The 11,358-nt window shown below is 37.5% G+C and carries 13 protein-coding genes and 1 tRNA gene; 6 read left to right on the top strand and 8 right to left on the bottom strand.

Annotated features, from left to right (window positions below; translation table 11 throughout):
- Positions 1–7 precede the first annotated feature (7 nt).
- From P1K33_RS14895 to P1K33_RS14875, 5 genes are all read right to left on the bottom strand, one after another.
- Positions 8–616 carry an XAC2610-related protein gene (locus tag P1K33_RS14895; RefSeq protein WP_284653784.1) on the bottom strand — a complete coding sequence of 203 codons (609 nt, stop codon included), beginning with the start codon at positions 614–616 and terminating at the stop codon, positions 8–10.
- A 1-nt stretch (position 617) separates the two neighbouring features.
- Positions 618–1,370 (bottom strand): UDP-2,3-diacylglucosamine diphosphatase, encoded by a 753-nt coding sequence (locus P1K33_RS14890; RefSeq protein WP_284653783.1) that lies wholly within the window; start codon positions 1,368–1,370, stop codon positions 618–620.
- 9 nt (positions 1,371–1,379) lie between these two features.
- Positions 1,380–1,832: a 6-pyruvoyl trahydropterin synthase family protein gene (locus tag P1K33_RS14885; protein WP_284653782.1), complete on the bottom strand. Its 453-nt coding sequence runs from the start codon at positions 1,830–1,832 to the stop codon at positions 1,380–1,382.
- 28 nt (positions 1,833–1,860) lie between these two features.
- Entirely contained in the window at positions 1,861–2,622 is a 762-nt protein-coding gene (locus tag P1K33_RS14880) for an enoyl-CoA hydratase/isomerase family protein (RefSeq protein ID WP_284653781.1), read from the bottom strand.
- Between the two features lie 76 nt (positions 2,623–2,698).
- Positions 2,699–3,529 (bottom strand): Omp28-related outer membrane protein, encoded by an 831-nt coding sequence (locus P1K33_RS14875; protein ID WP_284653780.1) that lies wholly within the window; start codon positions 3,527–3,529, stop codon positions 2,699–2,701.
- A 100-nt stretch (positions 3,530–3,629) separates the two neighbouring features.
- Between P1K33_RS14875 and P1K33_RS14870 the strand changes: the two genes are divergently transcribed.
- Genes P1K33_RS14870 through P1K33_RS14860 form a run of 3 tightly spaced genes read left to right on the top strand, consistent with a single transcriptional unit; the run spans position 3,630 to position 6,864 of the window.
- A complete protein-coding gene (locus P1K33_RS14870) occupies positions 3,630–4,109 on the top strand; it encodes a peroxiredoxin family protein (RefSeq protein WP_284653779.1) in 480 nt (159 codons plus the stop codon).
- Complete coding sequence (locus tag P1K33_RS14865; RefSeq protein WP_284653778.1) at positions 4,110–5,783, top strand: DUF6029 family protein; 1,674 nt, start codon at positions 4,110–4,112, stop codon at positions 5,781–5,783.
- A gap of 1 nt (position 5,784) precedes the next feature.
- The gene (locus tag P1K33_RS14860; protein ID WP_284653777.1) at positions 5,785–6,864 is read left to right on the top strand and encodes a hypothetical protein; all 1,080 of its coding nucleotides are present in this window, start codon (positions 5,785–5,787) and stop codon (positions 6,862–6,864) included.
- Between the two features lie 50 nt (positions 6,865–6,914).
- On the opposite strand, the gene P1K33_RS14855 is transcribed toward P1K33_RS14860, so the two are convergent.
- Positions 6,915–7,637 (bottom strand): T9SS type A sorting domain-containing protein, encoded by a 723-nt coding sequence (locus P1K33_RS14855; RefSeq protein ID WP_284653776.1) that lies wholly within the window; start codon positions 7,635–7,637, stop codon positions 6,915–6,917.
- A gap of 55 nt (positions 7,638–7,692) precedes the next feature.
- Positions 7,693–9,498 carry a T9SS type A sorting domain-containing protein gene (locus P1K33_RS14850; protein ID WP_284653775.1) on the bottom strand — a complete coding sequence of 602 codons (1,806 nt, stop codon included), beginning with the start codon at positions 9,496–9,498 and terminating at the stop codon, positions 7,693–7,695.
- Positions 9,499–9,644: 146 nt separating this feature from the next.
- On the opposite strand from P1K33_RS14850, the gene P1K33_RS14845 reads away from it, so the two are divergent.
- Positions 9,645–9,718 (top strand) — tRNA-Ala (locus P1K33_RS14845).
- Positions 9,719–9,761: 43 nt separating this feature from the next.
- Here the strand turns inward: P1K33_RS14845 and P1K33_RS14840 are convergent.
- Positions 9,762–10,334, bottom strand: coding sequence for a DUF3109 family protein (locus tag P1K33_RS14840; protein WP_284653774.1), 573 nt, complete (start codon positions 10,332–10,334; stop codon positions 9,762–9,764).
- Between the two features lie 97 nt (positions 10,335–10,431).
- On the opposite strand from P1K33_RS14840, the gene P1K33_RS14835 reads away from it, so the two are divergent.
- Both P1K33_RS14835 and P1K33_RS14830 read left to right on the top strand, forming a co-directional pair.
- Positions 10,432–11,007, top strand: a complete 576-nt coding sequence (locus P1K33_RS14835; RefSeq protein WP_372508268.1) for a MarC family protein — start codon at positions 10,432–10,434, stop codon at positions 11,005–11,007.
- A 38-nt stretch (positions 11,008–11,045) separates the two neighbouring features.
- On the top strand, positions 11,046–11,243 hold the full coding sequence (locus tag P1K33_RS14830; RefSeq protein WP_284653773.1) for a hypothetical protein: 198 nt from the start codon (positions 11,046–11,048) through the stop codon (positions 11,241–11,243).
- Positions 11,244–11,358: the final 115 nt, after the last annotated feature.

Below are 11,358 nucleotides of genomic sequence, written 5' to 3'. Positions count from 1 at the left end.
AACCCATTTATTTATTTGGAAAGTTTTTGTTTTTTCTTAGAATTTCCTTTATGGCTTTGTTATATGCTTTGTCATAATTGTCATCTTCTCCATGGTCATCATAAATGATTATCTCATAATCATAAATGCGATTTTTTATAATTTTATAGAAAGAAGTATAGTCACGCCCTGAAACAGCAGAACCTTCAACAATATCGTATTCTGTATTATAAGTTGGATTTTTGATTTCATCAAAACCTTTGACTTTGGTTAATGTATAATCTTTTGGATTAACTAAATATAAAATATAAGTCCAATTGCTTCTAACATCTGATGTATTCTGGATTAGAATGTCTTTGACATTATCATTATTGAAATCTTTAAAATTAATTTCCTGAACAGTGCTGAAAATAGCATCTCTAAAAATCTCTTTTTCAGATTTTCGAAAAATAAAGACCGAGTTTTTTTCGCCGGAATAACCGTCTTGATTCTCCTTTTTGTTTATAATGTGTGAAATGGAAAGCCCTTTTTTAGAATAAATAGAATCACAATTAATTGTCAAAGTATCTATCGATGATTCTTCTTGAGCATTGCTCAAAAAAGTTAAAAGAGACAAGCATAGTATAAAAAATCTCATTTTAATACTCCTTCAACTCAAAATTCTTTCCATCAAAAACGCCATAAGTAAAATACCCAATCCAGTCGCCCAGATTTACATATTCGGAGTTTTCGCCTACTTTAATGACCATCGGAAGATGCCTGTGTCCAAAAATAAGATAGTTGTAATGTTTGGTTTCGAGTTTGCGTTTGGCATATTGTACCAGCCATTCGTTTTCTTCGCCCAGGAATTTTACATCGGCATCGCCGGAAATTAATTTGTTTTTCACCGATAGGTATTGTGCCAATTTCACTCCGATATCCGGATGCAGCCAGCGGTAAAGCCATTTTGAAAACGGACTTGTAAATACTTTTTTCATCCGTTTGTACCCTTTGTCACCCGGTCCTTTTCCGTCACCGTGACCGATTAAAAACGTTTTGTCATTAAAGGTAAATTCCTGATTGTCGTGATATACTGGAATGTTGAGTTCGGTTTGGAAATAATCATTCATCCACAAATCATGGTTGCCTACAAAAAAGTAAATCGGAATACCGCTGTCGCGAATTTCGGCCAATTTGCCCAAAACACGAACAAAGCCTTTTGGTACCACGGTTTTGTATTCAAACCAAAAATCAAACAAATCCCCTAACAGGAAAATGGCATCGGCATCTTTTTTGACTTCATCCAGCCATTTTACAAACTTTTGTTCCCGCGGAAAACTCAACTCGGGCGTTGGCGCGCCAAGATGTTGGTCGGAAGCAAAATAGATTTTTTTGTTGGGAGAAATCTGCATGAATGTCGATTATAGATTATCCGAAGCGTACCATTCGGCAAAAGAAGTTTCGGTTTCCTGAAGTTTTAGCGAATGCAAAAGAATGTCCTTTGGCAAACGTTTTTTTATTTTTTGGGCAAAATCCGTAACCATATTTTCGCTCGTCGGTTGGTAATCCACCAAAATCACATGATGCCCACGCGATTTTAATTCGGCAGCCAATTCAACATGCGGCGTATTTTTATTGAAAACGGTAGCGTGGTCGAAAATATCCACAATTTCTTCTTTCACAATTTTTTTCAAATCAGAGAAGTCAATTACCATTCCGAATTTCACATTGGAAGTATCGGCAATAGGTTGGCCAATCACAGTCACCGACAATTTATAGCTGTGCCCGTGTACATTTTTGCATTTGCCGTCATAGCCATACAACGCATGTCCGGTTTCGAAAGAAAATTGTTTGGTGATTCTGATGTTACTCATGAAAGAATTTTTTACGCCACAAAGATACTTACTTTTTAATTTCGCTTAACGCGTTTTTGGTAAAATCAGAAAGCACTAATTTGCCTGAGATGGCTGCTCTTTCATATAACAATTCATCCCAGTTTTCGGTACCTTCCCAGAACACTTTTTTGAGTTCCGTCAATGCTTCCGGATTGTAGCTGGCCAATTTTTTGGCGAAAGCTAAAGTCGCTTCGTCTAGTTCGCCATAGCTGTCAAAAATATCAGCAAACAAGCCTTTTGCCAAAGCCCAATCAGCCGTTTGCCAATGATTGGGTTGCAATGTCAACTCAGCCATCGCGGTCTTTCCGATTTTTCGGGAAACCGCCGGTTCAATCACAAACGGACCGATACCGATGGCAATTTCGGATAACTTGACAGAAGCATCCTGATAGGCAAAAGCATAATCACAGGCCGAAGCCAAACCAACGCCGCCGCCAACCGCTTTTCCCTGAATTTTCCCAATAATGATTTTGGAACATTTGCGCATCGCATTAATTACATTGGCAAAACCCGAAAAGAATGTTGTACCGGTTTTAAAATCGGAGATGGAAAGCAGTTCATCAAATGAAGCGCCGGCGCAAAACGTTTTGCCTTCGCTTTGCAGGATAACCACATTGACATCGGCGTTGCTGCTCAAGGAGTTTAACTCATCGGTCAGCTTCTGCAATAAATCGCCTGGGAATGAATTGCTTGCCGGATGACTAAAGGTTATTGTCGCAATTTTGTCTTGAATATCAACGCTGATATTTCCATTTGTAACGTCTGCCATTTTAAAAAGTTTATACAAATTTACGCAAAAAAAGAAGGTTGCCTTTTGAGCAACCTTTTATTTTTCAAATTAAATATTATGGATTTTCTTCAAATTCCTGTTCTTCATTTGCTTCAGCAGCTCTTGCGTTTATTGCAACATTGTCATTGCCTACAAGGAACGCCACAAAATTAATGTTGGCGGCATTGGCCACATTCGCCGGAACCGGAATAGAAAAATGCTTTGTTACGGTGCTTCCTGCCGTTGTGTTTTCGGTGATGGCATCTCCAAGAATATCGGTCATTGAGCTTCTTAATACATGATTGTGCGTATAGGCCGGAATAGGATTTACGGCATCATAATAAGTAGTATAATTGCGTTGCATGTATACAAGATTGTCCTCCAATAAATAAACCACCAATTTCAAATTAGAAAAATTCAAGGCGAATTTCATGTTTACATCAAGGTTCACCATTCCGTTTTCAATGGTTGAGCTCATGGCAAGACCTAAACCTGAATTGTTTCCGGTTAAATCTATAGCTTCCTGTGTGTTGGTTGGTTCAGGGAATGTCCAAACGTTCATTCTATTCAATCGGGAAACCGGCAAAGCCAATGGATAATCGGGAGAAATTAAATTTTTAAGCGGTGCAATGCCTTCAAAATGATAAGGGTCATTCCCGTTGTGAATGGCAACCGTAACCACTTTATCACTTTGGGCTTTTACCTGATCAATGGCATAAGCCACACGGGTACAGTTTCCACACCATGTACCGGTATAATCTTCAATCAAAACTCTTTTTTTGAAATAGCCGGCAATAGGCGGAGCATCTACACCACCGTCAGGAATATTTTCAACTACGTTAGTATCACCACAAGAGATGAAAAGGGCTGAAAGGAAGAATAAGCTTAGGTAAATTGATTTTTTCATAATTATTCGTTTCAAAATGAACATTGTAATGCAAAAAAATGAAAAAAATTTCATATTCTATCGCATTATTCATTTATTTGTGCAAAATAACTACCAAACCATGACTAAATTTATTATTTGCGCATTTTTAATAGGATTAAATTTAAATGCGCAGACCAATCTACCCGATGTTACCCTTGCCAACTTAGAAGGGAAAAAAGTATCACTAACCAAAGATTATTCCGAGAAAGACAAGTTGTATGTTTTTTCTTTTTGGGCAACCTGGTGCACACCTTGCATCAATGAGTTGGATGAAATCAATGATGTGCAAAATGAATGGAAAAAAGATGTGAATTTTGAAGTTGTCGCAATCTCTATCGATGATTCAAGAACACAAAAAAGAGTAAAGCCATTAACCAGCGGAAAAGAATGGAATTTTGCCATACTCCTGGATTCCAATCAGGATTTGAAAAGAGCGCTGTCCATCGTAAACGTTCCGTATACCATAGTTGTAAAAAACAATAAAATTGTACATGTTCAAAATGGATATGTGCCCGGAAATGAAGTCGAATTGCTTGAAAAATTAAAATCACTCAAATAAATGAAAAAAGCAATTTATTTTCTTTTCCTATTATTACCTGTCATTTCATTTTCACAAAACAGTGGTGTTTTCTCTGGCGGATTCGAATCGAATGCCCAATGGTATCTGAACGACAAAGGACTGAAAGATGAGTTCAATAATCCAACCGTACATCCTGAAGATCCGGTTAGGTCTAACAATTACCTGTTTCTGAATTATAAATACAAAAACTGGTCCGCCGGAATCCAAGGGGAAAGTTATGAGCAAAACGCTTTGCTAAACATGAACCCAAAGTACAACGGAACCAATGTGGCAACATATTTTGTTCAATTTAAAACAGAGAAAATTGATATCACAGCGGGGTATTTTTATGAGCAGTTTGGAAGCGGATTATTGTTGAGAAGCTGGGAAGACAGAGCATTGGGCATAAATAATGCTTTGCGCGGTGGAAGAATAATCTTCAAACCGGTAAATTATATTACCATAAAAACCCTTTACGGAAGACAAAGAACCGGTTTTGATGTAGCCAGAAGCGACATTTATGGAGCGGATTTAGAGTTTGATTTAAAAACAATTTTCAAATTCCAGACTTCAGATTTGACTCTAGGGTTTTCTTATGTTGGAAGAGATGAAAAAACAAATCTCCCGGTACAGGATTTCAATAATCTGACTTATGGCGTCGCCGGAAGAATAAACTTCACCCACAATTCGTTTTATGCTTCTACTGAAATGAATTATAAATCAGAGGACGCCGTTGTTCAGGTGACCAATCAGGTAAACAACCGATTGGTAAAACCGGGAAGCGCTTTGCTTCTTAACACCGGGTATTCCAAAAAGGGATTTGGTATTGATGCGACTTTCAGAAGATTGGAAAACATGAGTTTCTTTTCTGAAAGAGGCGCTAAAGGCAATGAGTTTAATGACAGGATAATGAATTTTATTCCGAGTTTGACCAAACAACAGCATTATAATTTGGCCAACATTTATGTGTATCAGGCACAACCAAGCGTATTTTTAGCCGATCAGGATTTGGTCAAAGCAGGTGAAATTGGCGGACAGATTGATGTTTTTTATGATATAAAGAAAGGAACAGCACTTGGCGGGAAAAACGGAATGAAAATCGCTTTCAACTGTTCTAACTGGAATGCTTTGAGCGGTACATACTATATTTTTAATCCGCAGAATTATGAGACCGATTTCCTGAGTTTTGGAAAAAGATATTACACCGATTACAATATTGAGATTACCAAAAAATGGAACAACAAATGGCAATCCGCTTTTAGTTATATCAATCAATATTATAACAAAAAAATGGTTGAAGGAACAGACGGCGAGATACGTACCAATGTTTTGGCGGCAGAAGCAACTTATAAATTTACAGCAATACGCTCTTTACGTGTTGTTGGAGAGCACATGTGGGCAGATTACGACAAGAAAAATTGGGCTGCTTCAACGGTTGAGTTCAACATCAACTCTAAATGGTCATGCTATGTAACTGATTTGTATAATTATGGCAACGATTTAGAATACCAGCAAAATCATTACTACAATTTAGGCGGAGCTTTCAGAAAAAATTCTACCCGAATTGCTTTGAGTTATGGCAGACAACGCGGAGGACTAGTTTGTGTAGGTGGTGTTTGCAGAAATGTTCCTGAAAGTTCCGGAGTGTCGTTATCACTAAACACCTCTTTCTAAAATGAAAAATTTAAAAAACATAAAGGGACTTTTTTTACTGGGAATTTTGTGTTTTTTTATTTCTTGTAATAAAGACGATTATACCCCTATACAAGTATCGCCGGTTGAGTTAAACCTGAATGAGGTTCCTTATCCTAAGCTTTCGGATTACCATTTTTTTGAGGGCGATTTAAAAGATCAAAAGCCTTCCTATGGTGTTTTGCCCTATAAACCAATCAGTGAGCTCTTTTCTGATTATGCCCAAAAGAAGCGTTTTATTTGGTTGCCAAACGGACTCAAAGCGACTTATGACGGCGACGGAAATGTACTAAACCTTCCGGTTGGATCAGCGCTTATCAAAAATTTCTATTACAATAATGTTCAGCCCGGGAATACCACGAGAATAATCGAAACAAGGCTTATGATTCGCCAAAATGACGGATGGATTTTTGTGGAATATGTGTGGAATGATGAACAAACAGAAGCTTTTTTAACCATAGCGGGTTCTGAAACGGCAGTTTCCTGGCGCGATGAAAATGATGTAATCAGAAGTATAAATTACAGGATTCCGTCAGCAATGGTTGATTGTAACAGATGTCACGGCTTATTGAGCGGTGGCGCAACGCCTATCGGGATAAAGCCTCAAAATCTGAACAGCAACTTTAGTTATGCCAATGGAACAAAAAACCAATTGAAAAAACTAATTCAGTTTGGTTATTTGGAAGATAATTTGCCAAACAGCATTACAGCCGTTGTTGATTATAAAGATGCGTCTAAACCCTTAGATTTGAGAGTGCGTTCCTATTTCGATGTCAATTGTGCCCATTGTCACAAAGATGATGGCGAAGCGGATCACTTTGGTTTAAGGTTTGCCTTTAATTTAACGACAGATATAGAGAATATGGGTGTTGGAATGCCAGCTGAGCATTCCTTGGCAGGATATGTTGGGAAAATCGTTTATCGAAATAATGTTGGCCAATCGATACTTCATTACAGAGTCAATACAGAAACGGATAATTTCTATATGATGCCGCCATTAGGAAGAACCATAAGGCATGATGAAGGAGTCGAACTCATAGAAGACTGGATCAATTCATTATAATAAAAAAGGCTCCAAATTTTGGAGCCTTTTTTATAAAACAGTATGAAGAATTAATCCTTCAAGATTTTTTTGGTAGAAACTCTTCCTTCCGCAGAAGTGAATTTCAAAACATAAACACCACGGCTTAGATTTGAAACGTTAACCGTTTGCAATCCGTATTGCAATTTTTTGTTGTTTACCAATTTCCCTGTTATATCAAACATATCCATTTGGCTTGGAGTAAGAACGTCTAAAGACAATTCATTGCTAACCAAAGTAGATTTAACGATTACGCCTGAAGTTTCCAATTGATTGATGTCATCAACAGATAAAGTAGCATCATATCTGTAAGTCATCGTAATTGAATTGCCAACTTCAACACCACTTCCGTTGATTTGATAAAATCTGAAAACATAGTCCTGAGTGCCGGCACCGGCAGTGGTATTCAGGAAATGGTCAAAATCTCCATTTACGCCATTTGGACCCAATACTACAGGTGTGCTTGGATATCTTTCTCCTTCTTCAACATAAGAAAGGCATTCGTTTCCAAAACAAAACTCAAAGCCGCTTCCGTCGGTGTTTACCAATGATTCGCAAATTGCTTTTACATTGGTAGTTGTAGTAGTAGATAAATTTCTAACATAAAAATCCATTTCGGCAGCAGGAAAAGCAATGGTATTAAATGCAATTACCTGACCGTCTGTAATTGGAGTTCCATTGTGTCTTGATAAGGAAATTTGGGAATAACTTGTAATTCCGATAAAAATGAAAACTAAAGGTAAAATTCTCTTCATGATAGTGTTGTTTTAATAAGGCAGGAAATTCAATTGAATTTCCTGCCCATAGGTATTATTGTAATAAGATTTTTTGTGTTTTTGTAGCGTTTTCGCCAGTAATTTTGGCAAAGTATACGCCATTTTGCATCGCTGATAAATCAATAACAGTCTCGCTTGTAGCTTGAGAAACAGTTAAAACTTGTTTACCTGTAACATCTGTAATTTGAATGTCAACAGGAATGTCTGTCGAGATTCTAACGATTCCGGTTGATGGATTTGGATACAATTTGATTTTCGAAACCGTACTGAAGTCAGGTGTTGCCAATGCCTCATCTGAAGCATATTTTGCCTGCATGATTGCTTTAGTAGCCGGATTTTGAACAAATACAACAACTTCCAAATCTGATAATTCTTCGATATTTGTAGCGCTTAAATCTACTTGTAAATTAGTTACCGATACTACATCATGAACGCAGGAAAGTGTAGTTCCATTAGCATCAGGCATCATTTTCATCATTACATTGTGAAATTCATTTTCACCATTTGACGCAACATTGTTGTAGGTGTTTTTTTCTACAACCGCTGCATATAATTTATAGGTTCCTGTAACAAATGGAGTAACAGCCACCTGAACATCCATGGTGCTTCCGGTTAAAGTTTTTGAAGCCGCGATAGTAAAATAAGAAGGAACAGCAGTTGCCTGAGTCAATTTGGTTGCCAATTCTGTACTAGAGTTGAAATTACCGGTTACCTCATTGTTTGTACCGTCTTTTGAGTCAACCAATAATGTTGGTGCACCACTAATTCCATAGTAACCTACTCTTGTTCCTGTTTCCGTTGTATAATAAGGATCTCCTGCTCCAGGCCAGTTTACCTGATAGCTAATGAATGCGAACTCTTCTTCATGAGCGGCTAAGAAATTATTAAAACTATTGGTGTTAAAAGAATAACATGGACCACAAGTTGAACTTGAGAATTTTTCATAAAGAGCAAAACGGGTTGAAGTATTGCTGTATACAGAAACTGGTTTTGTAATTAAATTATTTGTCGCGTCAGCATCATTCCCGGCATTATTAATATTGCTAATCCAAAGTTTTAAAGAATAAAGTCCCGGTGTGGTATTCCATAAATCAGTTTGTGTGAAATTATAGGTTTGTCCGGCAGCGATGTTCAAACCGCTGAATGTTTGTGTGTAAATGGTTCCTGAATCAGCTTGCCAGTTTGCTTCAAAAGAAGTTACTGTTGTAGATCCTGAATTTTTAAATGATCCCGAAACAGAGGTAGCCGCAACAGGCACATATGAATTTACATTCATCAATCTTAATTCTCCATCGATAGCAGGAATTTGTTCAATAGTAATCTCGTCAATAAATATATTGTTTCCATACTGTGAAGTTCCTAAAAAGTGAATGTATCCATTACCATTAGGTGTTCCAGGGATATCAAAAGAATAAGAGTACCATCCATCTTCAGTTTCAGTTGGAGCTAATGATCTGGAACGATTCACAGTCCCAAACAATGTTCCACCAGCACCACCGGTAGTATTGTAATACAATTTCACGCTATCAGCATCACCTGCATAAGCGTTGTCCCTGAACATTTTAAATTTTACCCTGTAAGTTGCACCAGCAAAAGCTATTGCAGGCGAAGTTAATCTTGCAGTGGTTCCGGCAGCCAAATCGTAAGAATTAAAACGAGCCATACCTGTACCGGAAAAAGGCGAACAAGCAGGAGCGCCGCCAGTGGTTCTTCTAGCCCATGCACCTGCAGTGCTTGAAGTCCAGCCAAGGGAAGTATTGAAGTTTTGTGAAGCGATAATTTGTGCTTCGGAAATAACAGACACTAAAAGAAATGTCAATAGGAGTGTAATTTTTTTCATAAATGATTGTAGTTGTTTAGTTTACGGTTTGTTAAAAATTATGCAAGTTTACTAAAAATAATTCACATTAATTTAATAAAAATTTATCTTAAGTATAATTTGTACAAATAAAACTAAAATAAGTATATTTGTCCTCTCCAAAAAACGGGGGATTAGCTCATTTGGCTAGAGCGCTTGCCTGGCAGGCAAGAGGTGACCGGTTCGAATCCGGTATTCTCCACAAAAAAAACCGAAATCATTTGATTTCGGTTTTTTTTTATTGTTTACTTTCCATTTTTCAACTCTTCGGCTACTTTTTCCAATTCGGCATACCATGCTGAACCAAATTTCCGAATCAAAGCTTCTTTGACAAATTTGTAAACCGGTACTTCCAATTCTTTTCCGAGAGAACAGGCCGGACTGCAAATGTCCCAACGGTCATAATTCACCGCGGCAAATTCGCTGAAATCTTTAACGCGAATTGGGTATAAATGACAGGAAACCGGTTTTTTCCAGGTGATAATGCCTTGGTTATACGCTTGCTCAATACCACAAAGTGCGGTTTTCCCATCAAAAATCACATAGGCACAATCTTTATTGTCAATCAATGGTGTTTCCAAATCCTGATCGGTGCCCACAACCCAAACGCCTTGTGCTTCGATGGCTTCAATGCCTTCTTTGCGCAGAAATGGTTTTACTTTTGGATAAATTTCTTCCAGGATTTTGGTTTCCTCCTGGGTCAATGGCGCACCGGCATCGCCATCCACACAACAAGCGCCGTGACAAGCCGAAAGATTGCACACAAAATCTTTTTCGAGGATATCTTCGGATACTATGGTTTTGCCTAACTGAAACATGGTCTGATTTTAATTCCGATACTTCGGGATGCAAAAGTACAAATGAAATTGGCTTAAGTGAATCATTAAAAACCTAATTTTGCAAAAAATAAATATCATGAATTTAGACTTTAGAGAAATAGCGACAGCCACGATGGTACTTTTTGCCGTGATTGATATCGTTGGAAGCATTCCGGTGATTATCGATTTGAGGACAAAGTTTGGCCACATTCAATCTGAGAAAGCCTCTTTGGTTTCGGCCGGAATCATGATTGCATTTCTTTTTGTGGGTGAAGAAATCCTGAAATTAATTGGGATTGATGCCAATTCATTTGCCGTTGCAGGTTCGTTTGTATTGTTCTTTCTGGCACTTGAAATGATACTCGGGATTCGATTGTATAGGGACGAAGAAGCCAATTCCGCTTCTATTGTCCCGATTGCCTTTCCCTTGATTGCCGGTGCAGGAACGATGACGACTTTGCTTTCATTGCGTGCCGAATTCCAATCTGTCAACATTATTGTAGCTATTTTTTTAAATATTATTTTGGTCTATCTGGTCCTTAAATCTTCTTCCAAAATTGAAAAAATGCTTAGTAAAAACGGGCTGAGCATTATCAGAAAGGTTTTCGGTGTGGTTTTACTCGCCATTGCTGTTAAATTATTTGCGGCTAATGTTAAAGGACTATTTGCATAACCCCAAAAATTAGTATTTTTGCCCCATAAATTTATTACATGAAGATTTTCACCAACATACTTATATTTCTTGCTATTGCCCTGATTATATTAAATATTTATTTATTGGATTTCAATAACCCATTAGCCGGGGATAGCATGGTGGCTTTAATCGGTATCGCCGCTTCTTTTTGTGCGGTTCTGATCCTTTTGATTTTTAGAATGTCAAAGAAAATCGAAGACAAGCTGAAAAACTAAGGATTTTTCAAATTCCAAAAGGAATTCCGAACTTCGGAAGCAAAATCAAAATATTTTGAGACTTTTTATTTTGATTTTGGACTTTTGGAATTTGTCATTTTATAACCTTTAATTT

This window comes from Flavobacterium terrisoli (assembly GCF_030167905.1).
In the GTDB taxonomy this organism is placed as follows: Bacteria; Bacteroidota; Bacteroidia; order Flavobacteriales; family Flavobacteriaceae; genus Flavobacterium; species Flavobacterium terrisoli.
This window is presented reverse-complemented; position numbering and strand designations above follow the sequence as displayed.